Source organism: Noviherbaspirillum massiliense JC206 (assembly GCF_000312045.1).
In the GTDB taxonomy this organism is placed as follows: domain Bacteria; phylum Pseudomonadota; class Gammaproteobacteria; order Burkholderiales; family Burkholderiaceae_D; genus Noviherbaspirillum; species Noviherbaspirillum massiliense.
Genome location: NZ_HE978634.1, coordinates 1,275,121 through 1,301,030 on the forward strand (window position 1 = coordinate 1,275,121; position 25,910 = coordinate 1,301,030).

25 protein-coding genes and 1 pseudogene are annotated in these 25,910 nt (G+C 58.1%); 9 read left to right on the plus strand and 17 right to left on the minus strand.

Annotated features, from left to right (window positions below; translation table 11 throughout):
- Nucleotides 1–168: 168 nt before the first annotated feature.
- On the minus strand, nucleotides 169–1,506 hold the full coding sequence (locus tag HGHM_RS06400; RefSeq protein ID WP_019140689.1) for a DEAD/DEAH box helicase: 1,338 nt from the start codon (nucleotides 1,504–1,506) through the stop codon (nucleotides 169–171).
- Between the two features lie 142 nt (nucleotides 1,507–1,648).
- On the minus strand, nucleotides 1,649–2,443 hold the full coding sequence (locus tag HGHM_RS06405; RefSeq protein ID WP_034348428.1) for an inositol monophosphatase family protein: 795 nt from the start codon (nucleotides 2,441–2,443) through the stop codon (nucleotides 1,649–1,651).
- Between the two features lie 117 nt (nucleotides 2,444–2,560).
- Between HGHM_RS06405 and HGHM_RS06410 the strand changes: the two genes are divergently transcribed.
- On the plus strand, nucleotides 2,561–3,322 hold the full coding sequence (locus HGHM_RS06410) for an RNA methyltransferase (RefSeq protein ID WP_019140691.1): 762 nt from the start codon (nucleotides 2,561–2,563) through the stop codon (nucleotides 3,320–3,322).
- Nucleotides 3,323–3,423: 101 nt separating this feature from the next.
- Here HGHM_RS06410 and lexA read toward each other — a convergent pair.
- Nucleotides 3,424–4,088: pseudogene (gene lexA, locus HGHM_RS20850) on the minus strand (transcriptional repressor LexA).
- Nucleotides 4,089–4,327: 239 nt separating this feature from the next.
- Here lexA and rpsF point away from each other — a divergent pair.
- From rpsF to rplI, 4 genes are read left to right on the plus strand one after another with little or no spacing between them, the layout of a single operon-like run.
- The gene (gene rpsF, locus HGHM_RS06420) at nucleotides 4,328–4,696 is read left to right on the plus strand and encodes a 30S ribosomal protein S6 (RefSeq protein WP_019140692.1); all 369 of its coding nucleotides are present in this window, start codon (nucleotides 4,328–4,330) and stop codon (nucleotides 4,694–4,696) included.
- 18 nt (nucleotides 4,697–4,714) lie between these two features.
- The gene (priB, locus tag HGHM_RS06425; protein ID WP_026075759.1) at nucleotides 4,715–5,017 is read left to right on the plus strand and encodes a primosomal replication protein N; all 303 of its coding nucleotides are present in this window, start codon (nucleotides 4,715–4,717) and stop codon (nucleotides 5,015–5,017) included.
- Nucleotides 5,018–5,032: 15 nt separating this feature from the next.
- Nucleotides 5,033–5,317: a 30S ribosomal protein S18 gene (gene rpsR / locus HGHM_RS06430; protein ID WP_019140694.1), complete on the plus strand. Its 285-nt coding sequence runs from the start codon at nucleotides 5,033–5,035 to the stop codon at nucleotides 5,315–5,317.
- Nucleotides 5,318–5,343: 26 nt separating this feature from the next.
- Nucleotides 5,344–5,796, plus strand: coding sequence for a 50S ribosomal protein L9 (gene rplI / locus HGHM_RS06435; RefSeq protein WP_019140695.1), 453 nt, complete (start codon nucleotides 5,344–5,346; stop codon nucleotides 5,794–5,796).
- A gap of 132 nt (nucleotides 5,797–5,928) precedes the next feature.
- On the opposite strand, the gene HGHM_RS06440 is transcribed toward rplI, so the two are convergent.
- Genes HGHM_RS06440 through HGHM_RS06455 form a run of 4 tightly spaced genes read right to left on the minus strand, consistent with a single transcriptional unit; the run spans nucleotide 5,929 to nucleotide 10,650 of the window.
- Nucleotides 5,929–7,509 (minus strand): DHA2 family efflux MFS transporter permease subunit, encoded by a 1,581-nt coding sequence (locus HGHM_RS06440; protein ID WP_019140696.1) that lies wholly within the window; start codon nucleotides 7,507–7,509, stop codon nucleotides 5,929–5,931.
- A 9-nt stretch (nucleotides 7,510–7,518) separates the two neighbouring features.
- Nucleotides 7,519–8,724 carry an HlyD family secretion protein gene (locus tag HGHM_RS06445; RefSeq protein ID WP_019140697.1) on the minus strand — a complete coding sequence of 402 codons (1,206 nt, stop codon included), beginning with the start codon at nucleotides 8,722–8,724 and terminating at the stop codon, nucleotides 7,519–7,521.
- A complete protein-coding gene (locus HGHM_RS06450) occupies nucleotides 8,721–10,238 on the minus strand; it encodes an efflux transporter outer membrane subunit (RefSeq protein WP_019140698.1) in 1,518 nt (505 codons plus the stop codon). Before HGHM_RS06450 ends, HGHM_RS06445 begins: the two co-directional genes overlap by 4 nt.
- A 58-nt stretch (nucleotides 10,239–10,296) precedes the next feature.
- Complete coding sequence (locus tag HGHM_RS06455) at nucleotides 10,297–10,650, minus strand: MarR family winged helix-turn-helix transcriptional regulator (RefSeq protein WP_245549164.1); 354 nt, start codon at nucleotides 10,648–10,650, stop codon at nucleotides 10,297–10,299.
- Between the two features lie 270 nt (nucleotides 10,651–10,920).
- On the opposite strand from HGHM_RS06455, the gene HGHM_RS06460 reads away from it, so the two are divergent.
- The 3 genes from HGHM_RS06460 (at nucleotide 10,921) to HGHM_RS06475 (ending at nucleotide 14,160) form a co-directional block, all read left to right on the plus strand.
- Nucleotides 10,921–12,306, plus strand: a complete 1,386-nt coding sequence (locus HGHM_RS06460) for a replicative DNA helicase (RefSeq protein ID WP_019140700.1) — start codon at nucleotides 10,921–10,923, stop codon at nucleotides 12,304–12,306.
- Between the two features lie 88 nt (nucleotides 12,307–12,394).
- On the plus strand, nucleotides 12,395–13,021 hold the full coding sequence (locus HGHM_RS06465) for a DUF47 domain-containing protein (protein ID WP_019140701.1): 627 nt from the start codon (nucleotides 12,395–12,397) through the stop codon (nucleotides 13,019–13,021).
- 131 nt (nucleotides 13,022–13,152) lie between these two features.
- A complete protein-coding gene (locus HGHM_RS06475) occupies nucleotides 13,153–14,160 on the plus strand; it encodes an inorganic phosphate transporter (protein WP_026075761.1) in 1,008 nt (335 codons plus the stop codon).
- 50 nt (nucleotides 14,161–14,210) lie between these two features.
- Here HGHM_RS06475 and HGHM_RS06480 read toward each other — a convergent pair whose 3' ends face one another.
- From HGHM_RS06480 to HGHM_RS06525, 10 genes are all read right to left on the minus strand, one after another.
- The gene (locus HGHM_RS06480) at nucleotides 14,211–15,866 is read right to left on the minus strand and encodes a PhoH family protein (RefSeq protein WP_026075762.1); all 1,656 of its coding nucleotides are present in this window, start codon (nucleotides 15,864–15,866) and stop codon (nucleotides 14,211–14,213) included.
- A 217-nt stretch (nucleotides 15,867–16,083) separates the two neighbouring features.
- The gene (locus tag HGHM_RS06485) at nucleotides 16,084–16,560 is read right to left on the minus strand and encodes a peroxiredoxin (protein ID WP_026075763.1); all 477 of its coding nucleotides are present in this window, start codon (nucleotides 16,558–16,560) and stop codon (nucleotides 16,084–16,086) included.
- 95 nt (nucleotides 16,561–16,655) lie between these two features.
- Nucleotides 16,656–17,615 carry a polysaccharide deacetylase family protein gene (locus HGHM_RS06490; RefSeq protein ID WP_019140706.1) on the minus strand — a complete coding sequence of 320 codons (960 nt, stop codon included), beginning with the start codon at nucleotides 17,613–17,615 and terminating at the stop codon, nucleotides 16,656–16,658.
- A complete protein-coding gene (locus HGHM_RS06495; protein WP_019140707.1) occupies nucleotides 17,615–18,670 on the minus strand; it encodes a bifunctional UDP-4-keto-pentose/UDP-xylose synthase in 1,056 nt (351 codons plus the stop codon). The genes HGHM_RS06490 and HGHM_RS06495 overlap by 1 nt, the downstream gene beginning before the upstream one ends.
- Before the next feature lie 74 nt (nucleotides 18,671–18,744).
- Entirely contained in the window at nucleotides 18,745–19,656 is a 912-nt protein-coding gene (locus HGHM_RS06500; protein ID WP_019140708.1) for a formyltransferase, read from the minus strand.
- A gap of 4 nt (nucleotides 19,657–19,660) precedes the next feature.
- Complete coding sequence (locus HGHM_RS06505) at nucleotides 19,661–20,635, minus strand: glycosyltransferase (RefSeq protein WP_019140709.1); 975 nt, start codon at nucleotides 20,633–20,635, stop codon at nucleotides 19,661–19,663.
- 15 nt (nucleotides 20,636–20,650) lie between these two features.
- Nucleotides 20,651–21,772: a DegT/DnrJ/EryC1/StrS family aminotransferase gene (locus HGHM_RS06510; protein WP_019140710.1), complete on the minus strand. Its 1,122-nt coding sequence runs from the start codon at nucleotides 21,770–21,772 to the stop codon at nucleotides 20,651–20,653.
- Between the two features lie 51 nt (nucleotides 21,773–21,823).
- Nucleotides 21,824–22,195: an EamA family transporter gene (locus tag HGHM_RS06515; RefSeq protein WP_019140711.1), complete on the minus strand. Its 372-nt coding sequence runs from the start codon at nucleotides 22,193–22,195 to the stop codon at nucleotides 21,824–21,826.
- Nucleotides 22,192–23,865 carry a glycosyltransferase family 39 protein gene (locus tag HGHM_RS06520; protein WP_019140712.1) on the minus strand — a complete coding sequence of 558 codons (1,674 nt, stop codon included), beginning with the start codon at nucleotides 23,863–23,865 and terminating at the stop codon, nucleotides 22,192–22,194. Before HGHM_RS06520 ends, HGHM_RS06515 begins: the two co-directional genes overlap by 4 nt.
- Before the next feature lie 14 nt (nucleotides 23,866–23,879).
- Nucleotides 23,880–24,260 carry an Mth938-like domain-containing protein gene (locus HGHM_RS06525; protein ID WP_026075764.1) on the minus strand — a complete coding sequence of 127 codons (381 nt, stop codon included), beginning with the start codon at nucleotides 24,258–24,260 and terminating at the stop codon, nucleotides 23,880–23,882.
- A 359-nt stretch (nucleotides 24,261–24,619) separates the two neighbouring features.
- On the opposite strand from HGHM_RS06525, the gene HGHM_RS06530 reads away from it, so the two are divergent.
- On the plus strand, nucleotides 24,620–25,852 hold the full coding sequence (locus tag HGHM_RS06530; protein WP_019140714.1) for a pyridoxal phosphate-dependent aminotransferase: 1,233 nt from the start codon (nucleotides 24,620–24,622) through the stop codon (nucleotides 25,850–25,852).
- Nucleotides 25,853–25,910: the final 58 nt, after the last annotated feature.

Here is a 25,910-nt window from a genome sequence, read left to right on the forward strand (position 1 = left end):
TGGCATTCCGGGCTTTATGACTGATTGCGGTAATCCGTCATTTTAATGCCTGCCGGGAAGTGCTCAAACAGTAACGATGCCGACTTATCCACGCGGATGTTGAGCCAGTCGGTTGTTGCCTGCCGCAGCCGCCGGCACGGCGACTTCGGCAGCGGGATGCTGTTTTGGCTACCTGCCTCTGTTTCCAGCGCGATGGAGCAGCGACGCTTTCGTGGCCGGCTGGTTTTTCGCGGGAGGCTTTGGCGCTCCACCGGACTTAGTTGATGCGCCAGACGCCGCACTTGCTGCAGGCTTTTTGGGCTGCGGCTGTCTGCGCCCGCCACCATTGCCGCTGCGAAGCTGAATTGGCTGAGGAGTGGCATTCGGATCGGGCTCGAAGCCGGCGATGACTTCCCGCGGAAGCGTGCGCTTGATCAGTTTTTCGATGTTCTTGAGCAGGTCGTGTTCATCGACACAGACCAGGGATACCGCCTCTCCCACGGCGCCGGCGCGGCCGGTGCGGCCGATCCTGTGTACATAGTCTTCCGGTACGTTGGGAAGGTCGTAGTTCACCACATGCGGAAGCTGGTCGATGTCGATGCCTCGTGCGGCGATGTCTGTCGCAACCAGGACCTGCAGCTTGCCATCCTTGAATTCCGACAGCGCCTTCGTGCGCGCACCCTGGCTCTTGTTGCCGTGGATCGCCAGCGCACTGATGCCATCCTTGCCCAATTGTTCGACCAGCCGGTTGGCGCCATGTTTGGTCCGGGTAAAGACCAGCACCTGGAACCAGTTCCGGGTCTTGATCAAATGACTGAGCAGGGGATGCTTGCGATTGCGGTCGACCGGATGCACCTTCTGTTCGATCGTATCCACCGTCGAGTTGCGGCGCGCCACTTCGATCGTGGCCGGGGTATTGAGCAATCCATCCGCAAGCGCCTTGATTTCATCCGAGAAGGTCGCCGAAAAAAGCAGGTTCTGCCGGTTCGCGGGAAGTGCCGCGAGAACCCGGCGGATGTCGCGAATGAAGCCCATGTCGAGCATGCGGTCTGCCTCATCCAGTACGAGGATTTCGATGCGCGACAGGTCGATGGTGCGCTGCTGCATATGGTCGAGCAGGCGCCCCGGGGTCGCCACCAGGATGTCCACGCCGCGTTTGAGCAGTTCGATCTGCGGATTGATGCTGACACCGCCAAAGATCACGGCAGAGCGGAGGTTCAGGTATTTTCCGTAGACACGTACGCTTTCTTCAACCTGTGCCGCCAGCTCGCGGGTCGGTGCGAGGATCAGGGCGCGCACCGGCCTGGATTTTGATGGCGTGGATTTCGGGCCATCTTTCAGCAGCTGCAGGATCGGAAGAGTAAAGCCTGCCGTCTTGCCGGTGCCGGTTTGGGCGCCGGCCAGCAGATCGCCGCCTGCAAGCACGGCAGGAATGGCTTGAGTCTGAATCGGAGTGGGTGTGGTGTAGCCTTGTTCGCGCACTGCACGAACGATTTCATCGGATAGGCCGAGCTGGGTAAAGGGCATGAGAACTCAATAAGAAAGCTGCCGGCAGCCGCCGAGGGGCGGCTGGACTGGGCAAGGTGGTGCAAAAGAAAGGCAAGAGGAAAGTCGCGGGCTGCAACTGGTCTTGGGCGTGCGGCCCGCCTCTGCGACTGCAGGCGTGGCGTTATTTGGCAAACGGGGACAGCAGCATGACCATCTGGGCAAAGATCTTCGGCGTGCCGGCGATCACATCCTTCTTGTACAGGTAGTCCGATTCGCCGGCAAAATTGCCGACGATGCCGCCTGCTTCAGTGATCAGGAGCGAGCCGGCAGCCATGTCCCAGGGTTGCAGGCCTTTCTCGAAAAAACCGTCGAGGCGGCCGGCTGCGACATAAGCCAGGTCAAGTGCTGCGGCGCCCGGGCGACGCAATCCGGCGCATCTCTCCGTCATTACCCGGAACATCTGCATGTATTCGTCCAGTCCTCCCATGTCGCGGAATGGAAAGCCTGTGCCGATCAAGGCTTCGGCCATTTTGTCCCGCCGGCTGACGCGGATGCGCTTTTCATTCAGATAGGCGCCGGCGCCCTTAGATGCCGTGAAAAGATCGTTGCGGTTCGGATCGTAGACGACTGCCTGCGTGATCTGACCCCGCTGCTGGAGCGCGATCGATATGCAGTATTGCGGGAAACCGTGGATGAAATTGGTGGTGCCGTCGAGCGGATCGATGATCCAGACGTTTTCATTTTCGTCATGCAGGTTGGCGGAGGCGCCGGACTCTTCCGCCAGGATGGCGTGGTCGGGATAGGCGCTCTGCAAGACATCGATGATGGCTTGTTCGGCGGCGCGGTCGATTTCAGTAACGAAATCGTTCTGGCCTTTTTCACTGACTTTCACGCGTTCGACATCGAAGGAGGCGCGATTGATGATCGAAGCGGCGCGGCGAGCAGCCTTGACCGCCGTGTTGAGCATGGGGTGCATAAAGGTTCCGTTAAAATTGCGGTACCGTCGCCTACCGCGTGCGGAACCACATAAAATGACAATGAGCGATGCGGCCAGTCGGTTAGTCGATTGTGCCGCGCAATGCCGCTATTTTAAATGAAGCCGCCTGAAACAAGTACCTCTGTTTTCGACCGTGTCCGGTTCGTCCTCGTCGAAACAAGCCATCCCGGGAACATCGGCGCAGCCGCGCGCGCGATGAAGACCATGGGTTTTTCGCGATTAATTCTTGTTAATCCTCGCTTTCACGACGCTCTCGAGCACGAAGAGGCGCTGGCATTTGCGAGCGGAGCGCAGGATATTCTGAGCCGGACAAAAGTTGTTGGTTCAATCGAGGAAGCTCTGGACGGCTGCAATTTCGCGGCGGCGCTCAGTGCGCGCCTGCGCGAATTTTCCCCGCCGGTATGGACGCCGCGTACACTGGCGGCGCACATAAACATGGAGCCCGACGTGCAGGCTGCCTTGGTATTCGGCAATGAGCGTTACGGCTTGCCGAACGGGGTAGTGGAAAAATGCAATGTCCTGATCAATATTCCAGCCAATCCGGAGTACTCCTCCCTGAATCTGGCTCAGGCCGTCCAGGTGCTCTCCTACGAGTGCAGGCTCGCTGTAATGGAGGAAGCCCAAGCCCCGGCAACATCCATCGGATTTCAGGGCGAAGCTGCGAGCTTTGCCCAGATCGAAGGCATGTATGCGCATCTGGAGGAGGCCTTGACTGCTATTGGCTTCCTCAAGCCGGATAATCCTAAGAAACTGATGCCCCGGCTTAAAAGGTTGTTTTCGCGTACTCAGCTCGAAACCGAAGAGGTCAACATCCTGCGCGGCATTGCCAAAAAAATCTTGCAGAATAGGAATTCTTGACGATGTCGCAATGTGACGGGTGCAGGCTCCGGAACCGTGTTAAATGTACATTGCAACTCAATCGAACCGACAAGTGCCTGCGCCTCGAGCCTGGTGCCGGTTCAACCCCAGGCGCGCAGCAAGCCGACCGCCAGGCCTTCTAGTGCGAAATCGTCACTGTTCGGATTAACACGAATCGGTTCGAAATCGGGATTTTCCGGCAACAGTTCGACGACAGATCCGGTTTTCTTGTAGCGCTTGACCGTTACGTCGTCGCCTAGTCGGGCAACGATAATCTGGCCATTCTTGGCGGCGTCGGTTTTTTTACTGCTAGCAGATCGCCATCGAGGATTCCCGCATCCCGCATCGACAGCCCGCGCACTTTCAGCAGGTAATCCGGCTTGGCGGAAAACAGGGACTGGTCGACATTGTAGGTCGCTTCAATATGCTCCTGGGCCAGGATCGGCGAGCCGGCAGCCACGCGGCCGACCAGGGGCAGGCTCAACTGCATCAGCGAAGGATGTGGCAGCGCCATTTGCCTCGCGCCGGCAAGCCTCGGCCTTTCATTCTGGCCGGTGTCGCACAGGCGGATGCCGCGCGATGTGCCAGGGGAAATCTCGATAGCGCCCTTGCGCGCAAGCGCCTGCAAATGCTCTTCGGCAGCGTTGGCAGAACGAAAACCGAGTTCCGCTGCGATTTCGGCGCGGGTCGGGGGGAAGCCGGTATTTTCGATCGCTTCCCGAATCAGGTTCAGGATTTGTTCTTGGCGGGCAGTCAGTTTGATCATGGTAGGGCCTATCCGGATGTGCTGGTGCTGTGCATAACGACAGGCTGTATTTTTATACAGTAAATGTGTAAGTGCAAGGAGTTTTTCGAAAACCTGCTCGCAGGCATGCGGAAGGCCGGATAACGGCTTGAAAGGATTGAGTTTTTCTTGAATTGACGCTATTATTACGGGCTTTTCTTCCCACACCCGTCCTGACGCCGGGGTGGGCGATTTTGTCAATCCGTCCATAAGGAGATTACATGCGTCACTATGAAATCGTATTTATCGTGCACCCGGATCAGAGCGAGCAAGTGCCCGCCATGATCGAGCGCTACAAGGGCATCGTTACCGGTCGTGGCGGCAAGGTGCATCGCGTTGAAGACTGGGGCCGTCGCCAGCTGGCTTACATGATTGAAAAACTTGCTAAGGCACACTATGTCTGCCTGAACATCGAATGCGACAACGAAACCCTGGCAGAGCTCGAAACCGGCTTCAAATTCAATGATGCCGTGCTGCGTCACCTGACCGTGAAAATGAAGAAGGCTGAAACTGCTCCTTCGCCGATGATGAAGGCGGTGCAAAAGGAAGATTCCGCCAAGGGCCAGCGTGCCGAGGCATCCGCAGCCTGATTGCGCTAGCCCGGGAGCGTGAACCAGCTTCAGTTGGTAGCTAGTATCGCCGAGCGTGACGCAGTGCGTTATACCCCGGCAGGCATTCCGATCGTGTCGGCAAGACTGCTGCACAGGTCGGAACAGACTGAGGCAAGCATTGCCCGCCTGGTCGAGTTCGAAATTGCCGCGCTTGCTGCAGGCGAGATTTCCGGACGATTCAGCCAGGCCGAATTGGGCAAGAACTTTCGGTTCACGGGATTCCTGGCACGCAGGAACCGTAACAGCAAAAGTCTCGTCTTCCATATCACTGATTTCGAGACATGTTCACAAGATCATTAGACACAGGAGCCAAACATGGCATTCGGTAAAAAATTCGATAAGAGCAAACTCAAGCAAAGGCGTCAGCAGCAAAACCCGCTGTTCAAGCGCAAGAAATTCTGCCGCTTCACTGCTGCCGGCGTCGAGCAGATCGATTACAAGGATATCGACACGCTGAAGGACTTCGTCCAGGAAAACGGCAAGATCATGCCAGCCCGTCTGACTGGCACCAAGGCGCATTACCAGCGTCAGCTCGACACCGCAATCAAGCGTGCGCGCTTCCTCGCGCTGTTGCCGTACACCGATCTGCACAACGCGTGATTGACGACTTAGGATAGGAGAAAAACATGCAAGTCATTCTGTTGGAAAAAGTCGTTAATCTCGGCAACCTGGGTGATGTCGTGAAGGTCAAGGACGGGTATGCCCGTAACTTCCTGATTCCGCAACGCAAGGCGCGCCGCGCGACGGAATCTGCCGTGGCTGAATTCGAAACCAAGCGTGCAGAGTTGGAAAAGGCAGCGGCAGAAAAGCTCGCAGCTGCCCAGGCACAAGGCGAGAAGCTGAGCGGCATGACTGTTCAGGTTTCGCAGAAAGCAGGCGTTGATGGCCGCCTGTTCGGTTCCGTCACCAATGCGGATATCGCCGAAGCACTCGGCAAGCAGGGCTTCCCGGTTGAGAAATCCCAGATCCGCATGCCGCAAGGCCCGTTGAAGACGGTTGGCGAATATCCGATCTCGATCGCGTTGCATACCGACGTCGTATCGGAAATCACCGTTGCGGTGCGCGGCGAGCAAGCATAAGCGCGTTTCTCGCGAACGTAAAAATGGGCCGGTTTATCCGGCCCATTTTATTTTTACTGCTGATTTTCTCTCTAGAGTCTGCGACACCGGGGCGTCGGCTTTGACGCCAGCGCTTTCCGGATATGGATAGCCTCAGTGATCCATCGCCACGCCGCTGACTTTCGCCGGTCTCGTCAGCCACACCAGCCCAGTCAGCAGGAAGAATGCGACCGCCGAATACAGGAAGAACTGGTTGGTCGCCAGCATATAGCTCTGCGAATCGATCATGCGCTCGACCACGGCATAGGTTTGACTGAGCGACAGGCCACTGGTTTGCAGTGCTCCGAGGTAATCGTTGCTGGCCGCGGAAAAATGGGAAACATTTTCGGTCAGTCGAGAATGGTGGGCGCTGGCCATGTGCTCCCACATGGTCACGCTGATTGCGGTACCCATCGCGGCGCCCAGCGTGCGCAGAAAATTCGACAGGCCCGACGCGGCAGCCATGTGGTCGGGCGTGATGTTCGAGAGCATGAGCGTTTGCACCGGCATGAAGAAACAGGCCAGGCCGATTCCCTGCACGAGCCGCGGATTGACGATATTCCAGAATCCCGCCTCGAGCGACATCGTGGTATTCCACAAAGAGACCAAGCCCATCAGGATGAAGGCAAAGGTCGCCAGCAGGCGCAGATTGAGCTTGGCGATGTTCTTGCCGATGATGGGGGACAGGATCAGCATGAAGAAGCCGATCGGCGCCATTGCCATTCCCGCCTGGGCCGAGGTATAACCCATTACCCCCTGGAGCCAGAGCGGGAACACGACGACCGAGCCGAAGTAGGTCATGAAGCCGACCGACAGCAGGATCACGCCGTAGCGGAAATTGATGTCCCGGAACAGCTGCAGGTCCACGATGGGCTGGCTTGAGGTCAGCACCCATGCAATGAAAAACGTGATCGAGACTACGGCGGTCACGCCAAGCGCTACGATGAACGACGATGCAAACCAGTCGTAATCCTTGCCGATTTCCAGCATCAGTTGCAGGCTGCCGATGCCGACTACCATCAGCACCAGTCCAGGCACGTCCAGCGGCATTTTCACCGTGGGGGAGTCGCGATCGCGCATCAGGAACCAGATCGCGGTGCCGCCGAACAGACCGATGGGAATATTGATCAGGAAGATCCACGACCAGTGGAAGTTGTCGCTGATGTAACCGCCCAAGAGCGGTCCGCAGATCGGCGCCAGAATGATGGTCATGGCCCATAAGCCCATGGCCGCTCCACGTTTCTCCGGCGGGAAATTGCGGACGAGCAGGGTCTGCGACAGGGGCACCATGGGACCGGATACGAGGCCTTGCAGCAGCCGGAATCCGACCAGCATCGGCAGGTTCACTGCGAACGCAGCCAGTGCCGACATCAGGGTGAATGCTAGTACCGACATGACGAACAGCTTGGCCTCGCCGACACGGCGCGCCATCCAGCCGGTCAGGGGCACCGCAATGGCTGCCGCGACCGAATAGGCGCTGATGATCCAGGTGCCCTGGCTGGTGGACACGCCAAGCGCGCCGGCGATGTTGGGAATCGAGACGTTGGCAATGGTGATGTCAAGGATTTCCATGAACGTCGACAACGCTGCCGCAATGGTGAGCAGGGCGAGCGCCGGGCCTTTCAGCGGCGCTTGCGTGGGAGCCGCCGCGAGGTTGACGGACTGCTTGCCTTTGCTGGCTGCCTGGGCTTGCATGCGGGCCTCTTATTTCAGATTGGCAGCAATGATCGTATCGATCAGCTTCTTGCCTTTTTCTTCCACATCATTGCCCGTGGCAGCAGGCACGGCCGCGAGCGGTTGAGTGCTGCTCGCAGTCTCGCCGACAAGAGGGCCGTCCTGATTGTGCAAGTCCACTACTGCATGCATCGACAGTCCGATACGCAGGGGATGCTTGGCCAGTTGCTTGGGATCGAGTGCGATCCGCACCGGCACGCGCTGCACCACCTTGATCCAGTTGCCGGTGGCATTTTGCGCCGGCAGCAGGGCGAAGGCGGAACCGGTGCCGGCCCCCATGCCGACCACCTTGCCGTCATACCTGACGCTGCTGCCATACAGATCTGCAGTCAGGGTGACAGGCTGGCCAACACGCATTTCGCGCAACTGCGGTTCCTTGAAGTTCGCATCCACCCAGACCTGGTCAAGCGGAACGATGGCCATCAGCGGCGTACCCGGATTGATGCGCTGTCCGATCTGGACGTTGCGCTTGGCGACTTCGCCGCTCACCGGTGCATACAGCGTGGCGCGCGACTGTGCCAGCAGCGCTTCCTGAACGCGGGCCGCGGCGCGCTTGACGTTCGGATGGTTGGCGACGGTGGTGCCTTCGGTCAAAGCACGACCGGAAGCAAGCTGCTCCCTGGCTGCGTTGAGCGCAGCTTGTGCCGCATTGACGGCGGCTTCCGCGTGGCGGATTTCTTCGGAAGAAACCGCACCCGAACCGGCCAGGGATTTGCGACGGTTGAGGTCGTCCTTGGTTCGCTCCAGTTCTGCTTCACGCTGGGCAACAGTGGCACTTGCCTGTGCCTGCGAAGCATACAGCGTGCGCACTTCGCGCACGGTTTGGGCAAGCTGCGCTTCGGCCTGGGCGAGGGCGACGTCGGCATCGGCGGTGTCGAGGCTTACCAGCGGCTGGCCGGCCTTGACCATGTTGGTATCTTCAACATAGATCTTGGCAACCGTGCCTGCAATCTGTGGCGTGACCTGGACTACGTTGCCCTGGACATAAGCATTGTCCGTGTCTTCGTAAAAGCGCAGCACGAATGCCCAGTACAAGCCATACAGAACGGCGACGGCGGCGAATACTGCGCCGATCAGCAGCATGGTCTTCTTGCGCTTGGGCGAACCCGGTGCCGGATTTGTCGCAGCTTGCGCGCCTGCCTGCGCATTGGTTGATGGATTGACTGGTGCGTTCATGACTTCTCCTGGGATACGGTTTTATTCGAATCGGTTGCCGGGGCGGCCGCAGCCCGTGCCTGCTCATCCACGAAGCCGCCACCCAGGGCGCGCAGCAAGGCGATTTGCAGATCTTCGCGTTTCGCCCTGAGATTCGCGGAAGCGCGGCGCTGCGCAAGCAGCTGGGTTTCCACTGTCAGCACCGTGAGATAAGGGGTCAGGCCTGAACGGTAGCGCAGCATCGCCAGGCGGTGCGCTTCCTCGGCAGCAGCCAGTGCCTCATCGGTCGCTGCCTGCTCGCGCGACAAGTCCGCGACGCGCGTCAGTTGCTCCGCCACATCCTGCGCGGCATTCAAGACCGACTGGTTGTACTGGCTGATTGCCGTATCGATGTCCGCGGTCCTTACCGCATAGTTGGCACGCAGCCGGCCACCATCGAAAATCGGCAGGCGAATTGCGGCGCCAATACTGTTGGTCATGCTGCCTGGGTCCAGCAGCTTGTCCAGGCCGATTGCCTGATAGCCGATCAGGGCCGAGAGATTAATGTTCGGATAGAACTGGGCCTTGGCCGCGTCGGCCTCGCCAATCGCTGCCTCGATGCGGGCCCTTTGCGCCGCAAGTTCGGGGCGGCGGCCAAGCAGATCCAGCGGCAGATTCTGCGGAATCCGGGTGACGACATTTGACAGGGCTGGTCGGCCAATCGCATCGGCATCGGCCGGCATGCCGCCGACGAGGCTGGCCAACTGCAGGCGGGAAATCTTCATTGCCGTCGCCAGTTGCTCGAGTTCGATCCGAAGCACGGCTTCGCTGGTTTCTGCCTGCTTGAGCTCCACCCGCGTGTCGAGTCCGTTTGCGACGCGCTGGCTCGTCAGCTTGCGGATGTCCTCGCGCTGCTGCTGCGTGGCGAGCAGGACTTCCTGCAAGTCGTATTGGGCTGCGAGTTGCACATAGGCGCGGGCAATCGAAGTCGTCAATGCGAGCCGCGCGGCGGCATGATCATATTCCGCTGCCTTCAGTTGCGCTTCCGCGGCACGGATCAACGCGGAATTTTTCCCCCACAAGTCGAGTTCATAACCGAAGTTGACGCCCGCCTGCCCTTGGCTGGCGTATTCGCCGCCGGGTCCCAGGGGCGGTTTCGGGAAGAGATAGTTCTCCGATTGCAAGCCATAGCTGGCATCAGCGCCTAGGCCGACCTGAGGTCGATGGTTCGCGTGACTCAGGTCAGCCGCTGCCTGGGCACGCGCAATCCGCGCTTGTGCAGTGGCGAGATTCGGGCTGTCGGCAAGTGCGCGCTGCATCAGGCGATCGAGCTGCGGGTCGCCATAGCCGAGCCACCAGCGATCTTGCGGCCAGTCACTCGCGGTTTCAACGGTGTCGGCCGGTTGTGCAAGCGTCACGCTGTCTATCTGCTTTGCGGAAGGCGCAATCCCCTGGTAGCTGGCGCACGCACCGAGCAGCAGGGGAAGGGCAAGAATGAGCGGGTCGCGCAGTCGGAGCCGACGGCGAGCCCGATACGGACGATGATGGGAGGTCATGGATGGATCCCGGTGTGTTGTTGTTTGGGTCAGGAAAGGTTGAATTCGGAAATTCGAATCAGCTGTTGGCGATCATGCGTCGCAGAAAATCCTTGAACTGGGTGACTTCCGATTCGGTGAAGCCGCGCAAATGGTGGTTCAGCGAATTGACAACGACTTGGATCATTTCGTCGGCCAGCCTTTCGCCCTTGGACGTCAATGCCACTTCGACCACGCGGCGATCGGCATTGCTGCGGGTACGCTGGATGAATCCTTTTTCTTCAAGACGATCCAGCATGCGCGTCATGGCACCCGTATCGGTCATCAATTCCCGCGCAAGGTCTGCGGCAGTGTTGGCATCGCCATGCAGCAACTTCAGGAAAATGCCGAGTTGCGCATGCGTCATGTCGAAAGGCGCAAGGTTGCGATCCACGGTTCCGCCCAATTGCTGGCCGGCCCGCTTAAGCAGATAACCAATACTTTCCTCGCGGCTGAAGGTTTTAAGGCTGTAAGGCCGGAACATAGTGATTTGATTGCATTGGCGTAAGTGACCAAAACTATAATTGCCTAGGCAGTAGATGTCAAGGCAGAGACTGCGCATGCAGCAACTTGGCAAATCGGACTTGATTGCTCAATTGGCAAGGAGTGAATATTCCGGAATCGCGAACGCTTTTGAAGAAGGGGAGCAGGTATAATTCGCGCCATGAATAGCCGTACCGACCCTCAAGTCGATTCCCTGCGTATCCCGCCTCATTCAATTGAAGCGGAGCAGTCCGTGCTAGGCGGACTGCTGTTGGACAATGCCGCATGGGATCGCATTGCGGACTTCGTCAGTGAAGACGATTTTTACCGCTATGACCATCGCATCATCTTTCAGCATGTTGTCAAACTGATCAACGGTGGCAAGCCGGCGGACGTCATTACTGTATTCGAGGCATTGAGCACGAGCGGCAAGGCAGAGGAAGTCGGTGGTCTTGCCTACCTGAATGCGCTTGCACAGAACACGCCTTCCGCCGCCAACATCCGTCGCTACGCGGAAATCGTGCGTGAGCGCGGCGTGTTGCGGAAACTGATCACGGTATCCGATGAAATCGCGGGACAGGCCTTCAACCCTCAGGGCAAGGAAGTCAAACAGCTGCTCGATGAAGCAGAATCGAAAATCTTCGCCATCGCCGAAGAAGGCGCACGCGGTGCGCAGGGCTTCCAGGAAATCCAGCCCCTGCTGACCCAGGTGGTAGAGCGGATCGACGAACTCTACAACCGCGACAACCAGAACGACATCACGGGCGTGCCGACCGGCTTCGTGGATCTCGATCGCATGACGTCCGGCCTGCAGCCCGGCGACCTCATTATCGTTGCGGGCCGTCCCTCCATGGGTAAAACCGCATTCTCGATCAACATTGGCGAAAACGTGGCGATCGAAAGCGGTTTGCCTGTCGCCGTGTTTTCAATGGAGATGGGCGGCACCCAGCTCGCCATGCGTATGCTCGGCTCGGTCGGCCGCCTCGACCAGCATCGCCTGCGTACCGGCCGCCTCAACGACGAAGACTGGCCCCGGCTAACGCATGCGATCCAGAAGATGAACGATGCGCAGCTGTACATCGATGAAACGCCGGCGCTGAGTTCGATCGAATTGCGGGCGCGCTCGCGCCGCCTTTCGCGACAGTGCGGGAAGCTTGGCCTGATCATCATCGACTATCTGCAGCTGATGTCCGCCAACTCCGCAGGCGAAAACCGCGCGACCGAGATTTCGGAAATTTCGCGCAACCTCAAGGGTTTGGCGAAAGAACTGAATTGCCCCGTCATTGCACTGTCGCAGCTCAACCGTTCGCTGGAGCAGCGTCCCAACAAGCGGCCGGTGATGTCCGATCTGCGTGAATCCGGCGCGATTGAACAGGATGCTGACGTCATCCTGTTCATCTACCGCGACGAGGTGTACAACCCGGATTCGCAGGACAAGGGCACTGCCGAGATTATCATCGGCAAACAGCGTAACGGGCCAATCGGCACTGTACGTCTGACCTTCCTGGGACAGTACACCAAGTTTGACAATTACACCGGCGGACAGGCGATCTACGGCGGAGAATGACGCGGCACCGCCTATGCCTGATCCCTGCCGAAGGAAATCGCGACGGCAGGGCGCGAAAGCTTTAAAACACATATCTTGAGAGAGAATCATGTTCGGACGATTGATGCCTAACGAGGGAAAGTTCTTTGAACTCTTCATTCAGCATGGTGAATTGTGTGTCAAAGGCGCACGTGAAATGGTTGGCCTGATGACCAATTTCGATGACCTTGAGCACCGCGTTCATGCGATCGAAAGCATCGAGAAGCAAGCCGACAAGGTGACGTACCACACGCTCGACCTCCTGCACAAAACATTCATCACGCCGCTCGATCGTGACGATATTCATCAACTGATCACGCGCATGGATGACATCCTCGATCTGCTGGAGGATGCGGCCCAGACCATTTCCCTGTACGACATCAAGGCCATCACTCCGGAAGCCAAGCGGCTGGCGGAGCTGTGCCTCGCCTGCACTGAAAAAGTGAAGGCGGCAGTCGGCTTGCTCGAAAACATGGACAACTCGAAACAGATTCTCACCGTCTGCGAAGAGATCGACCGGCTCGAATCCGATGCGGACCATGTGATGCGGGCGGCAATGTCGAAACTGTTCCGCGACGAGCCGGACGTGCGGACTCTCATCAAGCTCAAGGCGATCTATGAGCTGCTGGAAACGGTGACCGACCGCTGCGAGGATGTCGCCAATATCATCGAAGGCATCATCGTCGAAAATGCCTGAGCGGCATGCCGGCTTGTTGCGCTGGCTGCGACGCCGTATGCACGAACGGCAGGCGGCCGCCCGGGCCGGATTGCCGTTCTTCAAATTGAGCCTGACGCGGTACCCGGCCCGGGCAAAAACCAAGAAGAATTATGCACACCCTTGAAATAAGCATTTACGTACTCGGTTTTCTGGTGGCACTGGCCTTGCTGTTCGACTTCATGAACGGCTTTCATGACGCGGCAAACGCGATCGCCACAGTCGTATCGACCGGCGTGCTCAAGCCGCAAACGGCTGTTGCGATGGCCGCGGTCTTCAATGTCATCGCCGTCTTCTTCTTCCATCTGAAGGTGGCAGCGACGGTTGGCAAAGGCACTGTCGACCCTTCGGTAGTGGATCATTATGTCGTGTTCGGTGCACTGATCGGCGCCATCGTCTGGAATATTCTGACCTGGTATTACGGCATTCCGTCATCGTCATCGCACGCATTGATTGGTGGACTGGTTGGTGCTGCAGTTGCCAAGGCCGGCACGGGCTCGCTGATTGGCACAGGATTGATGAAGACCATCGCCTTCATCGTGCTGTCCCCTTTGCTCGGGTTCATATTTGGCTCGCTGATGATGGTGCTGGTGTCGTGGCTTTTCGTCCGGTCCACGCCACGTCGCGTCGACAAGTGGTTCCGCCGCATGCAATTGCTGTCCGCATCCATGTACAGCCTGGGGCACGGGGGCAACGATGCGCAAAAGACGATGGGTATCATCTGGATGCTGCTTATTGCGGCGGGATACAGCAAAGCCGAAGAGGCTTTGCCGTGGTGGGTCATCATTTCCTGTTATACCGCCATCGGCCTCGGCACGCTGTTCGGTGGCTGGCGCATCGTCAAGACCATGGGCCAGAAAATCACCAAGCTGAAGCCAGTTGGCGGATTTTGCGCGGAGACGGGCGGTGCAATCACACTGTTTACCGCATCCGCGCTCGGCATCCCGGTATCCACCACCCATACCATCACCGGCGCAATCGTCGGTGTGGGTTCAGCAAGAACAATGTCCGCGGTCCGCTGGGGAGTTGCCGGCAATATCGTGTGGGCATGGATTCTCACCATCCCGGCTTCCGCGTTCATGGCGGCGATCGCCTGGTGGATAGGCACGAAGATTCTGTAAGCAACAAAAAAGCCTGCGCTAAGCAGGCTTTTTTGCAAGCTTTCAGATCGCTACAGCACTTCGCTTGCATGATCGGCCAGGCGCGAGCGTTCGCCGCGCGCCAGCGTTACATGACCGCTATGCGTCCATCCCTTGAACCTGTCGACTACGTAAGTCAGGCCGCTTGATCCTTCAGTAAGATAGGGCGTATCAATTTGCGCAATATTGCCGAGGCAGACGATTTTCGTTCCCGGACCTGCACGAGTAACCAGCGTCTTGATCTGCTTCGGCGTCAGATTCTGGGCTTCATCGATGATCAGGTACTTGTTGACGAAGGTGCGGCCGCGCATGAAGTTGAGCGACTTGATCTTGATCCGGGAGCGAATCAGGTCCTGGGTAGCGGCGCGGCCCCATTCGCCGCCTTCGGTATCGGACTTGTTGAGCACTTCGAGATTGTCGTCGAATGCGCCCATCCACGGTGACATCTTCTCTTCCTCGGTGCCCGGCAAGAAGCCGATGTCTTCCCCGACCGGGACTGTCACACGGGTGACGATGATTTCGTTATAGAGCTTGGTCTCCAGCACCTGCGCCAGCCCGGCAGCGAGCGCGAGCAAGGTCTTGCCGGTGCCGGCCTGTCCGAGCAGGGTGACGAAATCGCATTCGGGATTCATCAGCAGATTGAGTGCGAAATTCTGCTCCCGGTTGCGCGCGGTTACTCCCCAGACATTATTTTTTCCATGGCTGTAGTCCCGCAGCGTCTGCAAGACGGCCGTCTTGCCATTGATCTGCCTCACCTGTCCATAGAACGGTGCTTCGCCGTTTTTCGGCTCAAGGTAGACGAACTGGTTGATCAGGAAGGATGGCACCAGAGGGCCGGTCAGCCGGTAAAAGGTGTAGCCGGTCCCATGCTTGTTCTCTTGCCAGGATTCGATGCCCTTACCGTGCTTGGTCCAGAAATCGTCAGGCAACTGCATGATTCCGGAATACAGCAGGTCCGTGTCTTCCAGCACATGGTCGTTGAAATACTCTTCCGCGGGCAGGCCCATGGCACGCGCCTTGATGCGCATGTTGATGTCTTTCGACACCAGCACGATGGGACGTCCGGGATACTGGGATTCAAGCGCGCGGACGACGCCCAGAATCTGGTTGTCGGCCTTGCCGCTCGGTAGACCTTCCGGCAGCGTCACGTTTTCCAGCCGGGTCTGGAAAAACAATCGGCCCTTGGCATCCTTGTTGCCGAGTTTGGACAGGGGAATCCCCGCCTCAATCTCGCCTTCCTCGACCCCGGCCACCATCGCGTCCAGGGAACGGGAAACCTGGCGGGCATTGCGTGCCACTTCGGACATACCCTTCTTGTGGTTGTCCAGCTCTTCCAGGGTCATCATCGGAAGATAGACATCGTGTTCTTCGAAGCGGAACAGTGAAGTCGGGTCGTGCATGAGCACGTTGGTATCCAGGACAAACATCTTGGTCACGCCCAGCTTGTCGGCAGCGCGACTGGCGCTCGACTTGATCGAGATGTCGACGGCCTTGGGTTTCGTGGTTCGTTTGCTTGCCGGAAGGGATTCGGTTGATTTTGCCCGTGCTTGCGGCGCTTCTTCCGTAACTTGAGAGCTGGATTCAACCAGCGTCATCACAGGTTTGACGGGCTTGCCTTTTTCTGCCTTCGGATAATCGCTTGGTGATAACAGGGTAGCGGGTTTGGTCGGTAATTTGGGCAGTGGCATCAGGACCTCGATCTAGAAATGTGTGGGATTTACGGCTCACGCAAGAAAAACCAGCCAGGGCGAGCGACAAGTGTCGGGCAGGCCTGGAAAGAACTGGGGCAGGGAAGGGAAGGCCGGAAAGTAAAAAAAGCCGTTTTGGAAGGCAGGGTGCCTGTTCCAGAAACGGCTTTCTTCAGAGTAAGAACTTTTAGGTTCAATGGGTTGAGGGTTGAGCTGGTTAAGCAAGAGCCTTCACGAACTCCAGTATCTCGTCAACATGACCAGGCACTTTCACTCCACGCCATTCTTTCACCAATTTGCCGCTTGCGTCAATCACAAAAGTACTGCGTTCGATGCCGCGCACCTGCTTGCCATACATGTTCTTGGTTTTCATCACATTGAACATTTCGCAAACAGTTTCTTCTGGGTCGGAAATCAATTCGAACGGCAATTCCAGTTTTGCCTTGAACCCTTCATGGGAACGAAGGCTGTCACGGCTGATGCCGAAAATTTCGGCATTGGCAGCCTTGAATTGGGGATGCAGGTCGCGAAAATGCAAACCTTCAGTCGTGCATCCGGGGGTGTTGTCCTTGGGATAAAAATAGACGACCAGGTTCTTGCCCCTGTAGGCAGAAAGCCGAAATGTCTGGTTGCCTGTCATTGGCGCGGAAAATTCGGGTACGCTGTTGTTCAATGTGGGTACACTGCTTGCCACGTTGGTCTCCTGGTCCGTAGGTGGTTGATCGCTTGTGACGACTTTTCCATGTATGGTGCTGGCATGCCGCACCGGGCGGGGGTTTTGCTGACAGGTCAGCCCGCAATTGATGCTTGAGTATCCTGGACGATTAATTCCCCGGAACGTCCAGGCAACTCACCCCAATCGAGCGAATGAACGGGCAACTGACGATCCTTGACTTTCCGGTACTGGTCGGCCATTGACACCAATTCATAGCCTTGGGCTTGCCATCCTGTCAGCAACTGATCGAAGATGGGGACAAGTTTTTGTCCTTCAAGTTCTGCATGCAGGGTGAACACATGGTCGCGTGGAATTTTTGTCAATTCGAGCAGGACCGAGGCAATATTTGATGTCTCAACAGCAACGCCATTAATGGTTCGGCCAAGGAGTTCATCCAGGGTCGGCAAGGTGGTCGGCATCTGTATGCACGACAGAGTTTTCCCGGAAACCTGCAGGCGGTAAGGACCGGCCTCGGGATTGGCCAAGTAGCCATCTTCGCTCAAGGCAGCACGCCCGTCCGACGCATAGCGCATCCCGAACGCATCGAGCTGTGCAAACGCGTGTTCATTCATCTGCCAGCCTGCTGCACCATGCGTCTGCGGCGCCTCGCCAAATATCTCGACATAGCGCTCGAAGGCTTTCCGCATCTGGGCCGTGGTCCAGACTGCGTCGCGCCGGCGCACATTGTCCTGCCAAAGCACATGGTCCCAGGTATGGATGCCGCACTCAAACCCGGCAGCTGCAACTGCGCGCATTTCGGCTGCACAGGTCTTTCCGATGTCGGGGGCAGGCAGGAGCACCCCGTACATCAGGGTTTTCAGACCGTAATGCTCGACGACCGAAGTGCGCGACACCTTCTGGAAGAAGCCGGGTCGAAACACCCGACGCAAGGCCCAGCCGGTATGGTCCGGGCCCAGCGAAAACAGGAAGGTGGCGTTGGCCTCGCGCCGTTGCAGCAGCCGAACCAGGTTGGGTACGCCTTCGCGCGTGCCGCGATAGGTATCGACGTCTATCTTTAAGATAAGCTGCGGCATCAGTCCATCAATGCCTTGGCCTCGGCAACCTGGCTGCGATAGGCATCGAAAATCTTGCGCAGCGTGTCTTCCATCGTCGTACGCGGCTTCCAGCTCAGATCGTCGCAGGTATTGGTGATTTTCGGCACCCGGTTCTGCACGTCCTGATATCCCTTGCCGTAGTAGGCAGCGGCTGTTGTCTCCACCAGCTGCACCTTCCTGGCGGAGCTGGCGTATTCCGGATATTCGGCTGCAAGCTTGAGCATCATGCCGGCCAGGTCGCGGATCGAATAGTTATTGCTTGGATTGCCGATGTTGTAGATCTTGCCGCTGGCAATGCCATTTTCATTGGCAATGATTTTCATCAGCGCGTCGATGCCGTCATCAATATAGGTGAAGGCGCGCTTCTGATGGCCACCATCCACCAGCGAAATGTTTTCGCCGCGGACGATGTGGCCGAAGAACTGGGTGACCACGCGCGAGCTGCCTTCCTTCGGCGTATGAATGGAGTCGAGTCCGGCGCCAATCCAGTTGAACGGGCGGAACAGGGTGAAGTTCAAGCCTTCTTCCATGCCGTAGCCCCAGATCACGCGGTCCATCAGCTGCTTGGCGCAGGAGTAGATCCAGCGCGGCTTGTTGATCGGACCGCAGATCAGCTCGGAGTTATCGGGATCGAATTCCTCGTCGTGGCACATGCCATACACTTCGGAGGTCGAAGGGAAGACCAGATGCTTCTTGTACTTCGCGGCCGAACGCACGATGGGAAGATTGGCTTCGAAGTCGAGTTCGAATACGCGCAACGGCTGCTTCACATAAGTCGACGGCGTGGCAATCGCCACCAGCGGCAGGATGACATCGCATTTCTTGACGTGATACTCGACCCATTCCTTGTTGATGGTGATATCGCCTTCAAAGAAATGCATGCGCGGCTTGTACGCCTCATTCTCCAGCAGGTCGGTGATGCGATCGGTCATCATGTCCATGCCGTAGACATGCCAGTCCGTCGTTTCCAGAATGCGCTTGGAAAGATGGTGACCGATGAAGCCGTTGACGCCGAGAATAAGGACCTTTTTCATGTTTGCAATTCTTTCTGAGGTTGTGATTCGTAAGGCCGCTCCGGACATCCGTTCCCCGGGGCGCGGCCTGTCTCCTACACACGAGAGGCTTGTGACAGGATTTCCTGCAGTTCCAGCGGCGTAACGGGTTTGCCATCCGCCAGCAGTTCATGGATCGACAGGGCTCGACCGTCGCCGCATACGCCGAACGCGCAATTATCCACTACTGCCAAGCCCAAGGGCAAATCCGGATTGCGCATCTCGGACAGGCGGGCCTTGCCAATGATGAAAGTCTTGCCCGCAACGGTCGTCCATGCCCCGGGATAAGGAGGCGCTACGGCGCGATGCAGGTTATACACGGCCTGCGCCGGGAGCGACCAGTCGATGCGGCCGTCCTCGGGCTTGCGCCCGCCGAAATAGCTTCCCTTGGACAAATCGTTCGTCAGGCGCGGCGTCTTCCCGGCCAGCATGGAGGGCAGCACATTCCATAATGTCTGCTCTGCCGCCACCGTGACCTTGCCGAATACTTCGAAGGCGGTGTCGTCCGGCAGGATCGGCACGGCAGTCTGGGCAACGATCGCCCCCGCATCGGGCTTGGCGGCCATTTCATGCAGTGTTGCGCCGGTCTCCGATTCTCCGTGGAGCACGGCCCAGTTGACCGGTACCCGCCCGCGGTACTTCGGGAGCAGGGAACCATGCATGTTGTAGGCGCCATGCTTTGCCAATGCCAGCAGTTCCACGGGCAGCATATGGCGATAGTAGAAGCTGAAGATGAAATCCGGCCGCTCTGCCTGCACTGCGCGATGCAAGTCCGGCGACTTCGGATCCTCCGGGGTAATGAAGGGAATGCCATGTTCCCGGCACAGCGCTGCGACGGATTCGAACCAGATGGTCTCGGCGGAATTGTCCTGGTGCGTCACAACCAGGGGAATCGCCACGCCGCGCGCCAGCAGCACCTTCAGGCAACGGACGCCCACGTTATGGTAGGCAAATACAACCGCACGCATCGGTCTAACCTCTCCGCGCCGCACGGATGGCCTGCGTGGTTTGCTCGCCGCTCTGTTCGAGCACGGCCTGCACGACATAACGGGGCCGGCCGCGCACCTGCTGGTAGATCCGCCCGACGTATTCGCCTACCAGTCCGATGCCGAACAGGATCACACCCATCAGGAAGAAGGCAATGGCAAACAGGGTGAACACGCCTTCGACTTCTGCGCCGAACATGAAGCGCCTTATCAGCAGCAGGACGAAGAGCGCCGCCGAAACGAAGGACAATGCCACTCCGAGCATGGAGAAGGCCTGCAGCGGTATCAGCGAAAAGCCGGTAATCAGGTCGAAATTCAGGCGGATCAGGCTGTAGAGCGAATACTTCGATTCTCCGGCCGCGCGCTCCTCGTGTTCGACCATGATCTCGGTCGGTTTTCGGGCAAAGGTGTAAGCCAGGGCCGGGATGAAGGTGTTCACCTCGTTGCACTGATTGATGAGATCGATCACATTCCGGCCATAGGCTCGCAGCATGTTGCCCTGGTCGGTCATGGTGATCTTCGTGATTTTTTCACGCAGGTGGTTCATCGCACGCGACGAATAGGTGCGCCACGCGGAATCCTGGCGCACGCGCCGGATGGATCCGACGTAGTCGTAGCCTTCCTGCATCTTGGCGATCAGGTTGCCGATTTCCTCCGGCGGGTTTTGCAGGTCGGCGTCCAGCGTGACGACGATGTCGCCGCGCGTTTCCCTGAAGCCGGCGAGGATCGCCATGTGCTGCCCGTAATTGCCGTTGAAGAGCACGACACGCGTCACGTCCGGGCGCTCGCGAAACTGGTCGGCAAGGATCTCGGCAGAATGGTCGCGGCTGCCGTCGTTCACGAACACGATTTCGTAAGCCATTCCAAGCTTGTCGAGCGCTGGATACAGGCGCGCGAACAGCTTGGCCAGGCCGGCTTCTTCGTTATATACGGGGATGACAACGGAGAGTTCTGGTTTCATCAAGCGTCAGACTGGTTATTGGAGAACGGATTTTACAGCGGCGACCGCGCGTTCCACGTCGCTTTCAGTCATGGCGGCAAACATCGGAAGCGTCACGATCTGACGGCCAACGCGCTCGGCAATCGGGAACATGCCTTCCCGGAAGCCGCGTTCGCGGTACAGCTTGAACAGGTGGATGGGCGGGTAGTGGTAGCCAATGCCGATGCTCTTGTCCATCATGCGCGCCATGAATTCGGCGCGCGGCATGCGCTCGGGCAGCACCAGCTGAAACATGTGCCAGTTGGAGTTTTCGAAATCGGCGACTGGCAGCTGGGCACCATAGCGCGCTTCGAAATCCGGCCCGAAGCTGGCGAAATATTGGCGAGCAAGCATGCGGCGCTTTGCCGTGATTTCCTCGATATGCGCAAACTGGCCGAGGCCGATCGTCGCCGCGATATCAGTCATGTTGAACTTCCCGCCGAGCACGTCGACCTCGATGCCGTCAAAGCCACTGCGGGTGACGCCCTGCAGCCGGTATTTCTCCGCCAGGCGGGCCTCGTCGGCATTGTTCAGCACCAGGCATCCGCCTTCCGAGGTGGTGATGTTCTTGTTCGCCTGAAAGCTGAAGGACACGAAGTCGCCGAAGGCGCCGATGCGCCGGCCCTTCCAGGACGATCCGAGCGCCTGGGCGGCATCTTCGATGACACGCAGGTTGTGTTTCTGCGCAATGGCGTACAGGCGATCCATATCCACCGGCAGGCCGGCCAGATAGATGGGAATGATGGCCTTGGTGCGCGGAGTAATCGCGGCTTCCACCTTGTCCAGATCGATGTTGCGGGTGACGGGATCGATATCGGCAAATATCGGCGTGGCCCCGACTTCAAGAATGACATTCGAGGTGGCGACCCAAGAAATCGGCGTGGTGATCACTTCATCGCCCGGGCCGATGCCAGCAATGCGCAAGGCGATCTCCATGGTGCAGGTGCCGGAGTTGAAGGTGCGTACCAGCCTTCCGCCAAAGTACTCGGAAAGTTGCGCTTCGAATGCCTGTACCTTGGGCCCGCTGGTGATCCAGCCGGAACGCAGAACATCGGCGACCGCGACGATGGTGGCTTCATCGATGGTGGGGCGGGAAAAGGGCAGAAAAGGTACGCTCATAAGATTGGTATGAATTGGATGGTGGAAGGCATGGAATGTGTCTTCGATACTTCAGCTGCGCGCCAGCAGGCCCACTCCGACAACGATGATGCCGATGGCGGCCAGGCGCTGAACGGACATGGATTCGCCGAGAAAATACCATGCGCCGATTGCGTTGAGAATGTAGCCGATCGACAGCATCGGATAGGCGATGGTGACATCGACACGTGACAGGCCAATGATCCAGACCATTACCGAAATGACATAACAGCTGAGTCCGCCTATGATCGGCCACTGGGTCGCCAGTTTCAATCCGATCGAGAGCCAGTTTTCGGCAGTCAGGTGGATTGCTCCTACCGCATTTGTTCCTGCTTTAAGTAGTAGTTGTGCAACAGCATTCAGAGAGATTCCGGTGAGGATGAATCCAAAGGTGGTCAGGTTCATTGCGGAGCGTAATTCTTCAAGTCATTCGTTACTGCAACACGTCGCGGGTCCTGGGCGATAACACGCATCGGAACGCCTTTGGCTTTCAAGTCTGCAAAATTTTCGGGACGCATGATGGCGATCGCCTTTTTGCCCTTGGCCTGGTCTGCAATCCATATCTCGATAAAGGTTTCCTCCTTGGGAATCCATAAATGCGGCTCGTGAGCCAGGCCGAACGTCAGCTCACTCGTGTGCTGGACCAGGGTCATGGTGTGTTCCAGGTAAAAGGGCAGTACCTGTTCATAACGGCCAAGCGCATAGATCGGGATTTGCGGCCCCATTTCCGCCTTGATGGCGGGCACCAGGTCGACGCCGGCTGCATAGCGTCCAAGCGGCTCATACCCAAGCGTCAGGAGCTGGCCGGTCAGGAAGGCCGCTCCACCGAGGCTCACAATCGACCATTGCCTTTGGTGGCGTAGAAGCCAGATCGCCAGGGTGCTTCCCAGGATTCCTACAATCGCGCCGGCGGCAATCCAGGGCTGGTAAGCCTGGTACAAGGGTAATTTGTATGGAATATCTGCCAAGCTGGTCAGCTTTGGCACGAAAGCCAGGATGCCGACATTGCAGATTCCGAAGAGCGCGGCGCTAATCGTAACGGCCTTGGCAGGGGCTTCGTCCAGGTAGCAGGCGATCAGCAGCGCCAGTGCAGGGAAGATCGGCAGGATGTAGGAGGACAGCTTGGAATTGGAAATGCTGAAAAAGAAAAAGATGAAAACTGCCCAGATCAGCAGCATCTTCCGGGGCTGAAAGCCGGCGGAAGCATCGCGTCGACCGTTCCACAAGCTTTGCGCCAGCACGCCCAGCCAGGGCATGATGCCCAGCACGAGAATCGGGATGAAGTAATGCCAGGGGCCGGTGCGCTTGTGGATCTTGGTAGTAAAGCGCTGCAAATGCTCATGGATGAAGAAAAACTGCGCGAATTCCTGATTCTTCAGCGATACCAGCACGAACCACGGAGCGGTGATTGCAAAGAACACCAGCAGGCCCGGTCCGAAGTGCATTCGCTTCCAGATCGCCCAGTCGCGCGAGGCCAGCGTGTACAGGACCAGCACTGCGCCCGGCAGGACCAGGCCGACGAGGCCCTTGGACAGGACTGCCAGGGCCATGCCCGCCCAGCACGCCAGCATCCATCCGCGCTGCTCGCCGGGATTCGCATCGTTGCGTTGGGCGATCAGCAGGGAGCACAAGGCCACTGCCATCATGGCGGACAAGCCCATATCCAGCGTGTTGAGGTGGCCCAGTGCCGCCCAGTACAGGCTGGAGGCGAGCACGATGGCAGCTGTAAAGCCGATGCGCGGACTGAAGACGCGTCGCCCAGCGTAGCCGACGAGGAAAATCCCGAGCAGGCCGCACAATCCGGTCCACAGCCGTGCCTGCCATTCACCAAGGCCGAAGACTTTGAATGCCAGTGCAGTCATCCAGATCTGAAGCGGCGGCTTCTCGAAATACTTGATGCCGTTCAGGCGCGTGGTAATCCAGTCGCCGCTGGCCAGCATTTCGCGCGCCATTTCCGCATAGCGGCCCTCGTCCGTCGGTATCAGCGTGCGCGCCCCCAAGGCGTAGAACCAGATGATGCAAAACAGGAAAATCAGAGTCCAGGTGACAGGCTTAGACTTGTAAATATTCGTCATTACGAATAAGAAATTTAATTGTTCTTCTGAAATATGAGAGCCAGCGCCACCTTGCGGTCTTCTCCCATGAGAATATTGTAGGTACGGCAAGCCGCCTGGTTGTCCATGCATTCGACCCCCACATGCCGAGCCGACAGGGAAGCGACCAGTTTCGGGTGCACGAAGCGCTGTCGATCGCCGGTCCCAAGGATGACAACATCCGGTTTTGCTCCATCGATTTGCGCGAAATTGTCGGCTGACAGCGTGTCGAATGAAGTCACGGGCCAGGGTACGGGCGGCATTTCGGGCATGACGATCAGGCTGTAGTCATACTTCACTGCATTGATCTCGACGCCGTCCTTATCATAGGCGGTAACGGTTTGATAATGCTGGGTGGGAGTGGAATGGAGCTTCATGGCTGCGGGCGCGAAGATGACTTGAATTTCCGCGATCAGGAAGGAAAGAAGCAGCATTGTAGCCGTTTCGCGGAGAAATCCAACTCCTGGAATGGATTCCTCTCGGATACGCGGGCTGTGCGAGGGCAGGGGCGGATGAGCGCAGGGCGTACTACCGCCAGATCCGCTGCCGCGGCAAGCCTGTGGCGACGAGTTTGCGGCGCACCCGGCACTCGCGCCGCACCTTGAAACCGAGCCGCGCAGCCGGAGAATCCTAGGGAAATCCGCTCTATTGGATTGATTAAACGAGTTGCTTTCGGCAAAATGAAACTTTTGGCGGTGCAGCATAGCGCCGCATTGCATTCTTTAAAGGACTGTTCGTGCGACCGATACAGAAATCGAAAAAGCTGGCAGACGTGTGCTATGACATCCGTGGCCCGGTCTTGGAAAAGGCCAAGCAGATGGAAGAGGACGGCCACAAGATCATCAAGCTGAACATCGGGAACCTCGCCGTGTTCGGTTTCGATGCGCCGGACGAGATCGTGCAGGACATGATCCTCAACATGCAGAATGCATCCGGCTACACCGATTCCAAGGGCCTGTTCGCGCCGCGCAAGGCGATCATGCATTACACCCAGGAAAAGCGCATCTCCGGTGTCAAGATCGACGATATCTATATCGGCAATGGCGCGTCCGAGCTTATCGTGATGGGCATGAATGCGCTGCTCAATACCGGCGACGAAGTGCTGGTGCCGGCGCCCGATTATCCGTTGTGGACCGCGGCCGTCAGCCTGTCCGGCGGCAAGCCCGTGCATTACATTTGCGATGAGGCGTCCGACTGGCTGCCGGACATCGAAGATATCAAGAAGAAGATCACGCCGAACACCAAGGCGATCGTCGTCATCAATCCGAACAATCCGACCGGCGCGCTGTATCCGGTGGAGTTGCTGGAACAGATCGTCGAAGTGGCGCGCCAGCACCAGCTGATCGTGTTCGCCGACGAGATCTACGACAAGACCCTGTATGACGGGAATACCCATACCTCGATCGCTTCACTGGCGGACGACGTGCTGTTCCTGACGCTGAATGGCCTGTCGAAGAACTACCGGTCGTGCGGCTACCGGGCCGGCTGGATGGTGGTGTCGGGCGAGAAAAAGCATGCCAAGGATTACATCGAAGGCTTGAACATGCTGGCTTCGATGCGCCTTTGCGCCAATGTGCCGGGCCAGTACGCGATCCAGACCGCACTTGGCGGCTACCAGAGCATCGACGACCTGGTCGGACCGGGCGGGCGACTGCTGAAGCAGCGCGACCTTGCGCACAAGCTGTTGACCGATATCCCGGGTGTGACCTGCGTGAAGCCGAAGGCCGCCCTGTACATGTTTCCGCGCCTTGACCCGAGGATGTATCCGATCCGGGACGATCAGGAATTCGCCTATGAACTGCTGGCGGAGGAAAAGGTGCTGATCGTGCAGGGGACTGGTTTCAACTGGCTGGAGCCGGACCATTTCCGGGTGGTGTTCCTTCCGAATTCGGACGATTTGACGGAAGCGATCGGACGCATCGCGCGCTTCCTCGACAGCTACCGTCGCCGCCACGCAAAAGCAGCCTAGCTGGCGTACGCTTGCCGGAATGGCCGGCGCAGAGTGACATCCCGCAGTATTTATCTTT

Excerpts from the sequence above, each read along its gene's own strand:
- HGHM_RS06400 (WP_019140689.1), bottom strand. The coding sequence starts at position 1,506 with ATGCCCTTTACCCAGCTCGGCCTATCCGATGAAATCGTTCGTGCAGTG.
- HGHM_RS06405 (WP_034348428.1), bottom strand. The coding sequence starts at position 2,443 with ATGCACCCCATGCTCAACACGGCGGTCAAGGCTGCTCGCCGCGCCGCT.
- HGHM_RS06410 (WP_019140691.1), top strand. The coding sequence starts at position 2,561 with ATGAAGCCGCCTGAAACAAGTACCTCTGTTTTCGACCGTGTCCGGTTC.
- rpsF (WP_019140692.1), top strand. The coding sequence starts at position 4,328 with ATGCGTCACTATGAAATCGTATTTATCGTGCACCCGGATCAGAGCGAG.
- rpsR (WP_019140694.1), top strand. The coding sequence starts at position 5,033 with ATGGCATTCGGTAAAAAATTCGATAAGAGCAAACTCAAGCAAAGGCGT.
- rplI (WP_019140695.1), top strand. The coding sequence starts at position 5,344 with ATGCAAGTCATTCTGTTGGAAAAAGTCGTTAATCTCGGCAACCTGGGT.
- HGHM_RS06440 (WP_019140696.1), bottom strand. The coding sequence starts at position 7,509 with ATGCAAGCCCAGGCAGCCAGCAAAGGCAAGCAGTCCGTCAACCTCGCG.
- HGHM_RS06445 (WP_019140697.1), bottom strand. The coding sequence starts at position 8,724 with ATGAACGCACCAGTCAATCCATCAACCAATGCGCAGGCAGGCGCGCAA.
- HGHM_RS06450 (WP_019140698.1), bottom strand. The coding sequence starts at position 10,238 with ATGACCTCCCATCATCGTCCGTATCGGGCTCGCCGTCGGCTCCGACTG.
- HGHM_RS06460 (WP_019140700.1), top strand. The coding sequence starts at position 10,921 with ATGAATAGCCGTACCGACCCTCAAGTCGATTCCCTGCGTATCCCGCCT.
- HGHM_RS06465 (WP_019140701.1), top strand. The coding sequence starts at position 12,395 with ATGTTCGGACGATTGATGCCTAACGAGGGAAAGTTCTTTGAACTCTTC.
- HGHM_RS06475 (WP_026075761.1), top strand. The coding sequence starts at position 13,153 with ATGCACACCCTTGAAATAAGCATTTACGTACTCGGTTTTCTGGTGGCA.
- HGHM_RS06480 (WP_026075762.1), bottom strand. The coding sequence starts at position 15,866 with ATGCCACTGCCCAAATTACCGACCAAACCCGCTACCCTGTTATCACCA.
- HGHM_RS06490 (WP_019140706.1), bottom strand. The coding sequence starts at position 17,615 with ATGCCGCAGCTTATCTTAAAGATAGACGTCGATACCTATCGCGGCACG.
- HGHM_RS06495 (WP_019140707.1), bottom strand. The coding sequence starts at position 18,670 with ATGAAAAAGGTCCTTATTCTCGGCGTCAACGGCTTCATCGGTCACCAT.
- HGHM_RS06500 (WP_019140708.1), bottom strand. The coding sequence starts at position 19,656 with ATGCGTGCGGTTGTATTTGCCTACCATAACGTGGGCGTCCGTTGCCTG.
- HGHM_RS06505 (WP_019140709.1), bottom strand. The coding sequence starts at position 20,635 with ATGAAACCAGAACTCTCCGTTGTCATCCCCGTATATAACGAAGAAGCC.
- HGHM_RS06510 (WP_019140710.1), bottom strand. The coding sequence starts at position 21,772 with ATGAGCGTACCTTTTCTGCCCTTTTCCCGCCCCACCATCGATGAAGCC.
- HGHM_RS06515 (WP_019140711.1), bottom strand. The coding sequence starts at position 22,195 with ATGAACCTGACCACCTTTGGATTCATCCTCACCGGAATCTCTCTGAAT.
- HGHM_RS06520 (WP_019140712.1), bottom strand. The coding sequence starts at position 23,865 with ATGACGAATATTTACAAGTCTAAGCCTGTCACCTGGACTCTGATTTTC.
- HGHM_RS06525 (WP_026075764.1), bottom strand. The coding sequence starts at position 24,260 with ATGAAGCTCCATTCCACTCCCACCCAGCATTATCAAACCGTTACCGCC.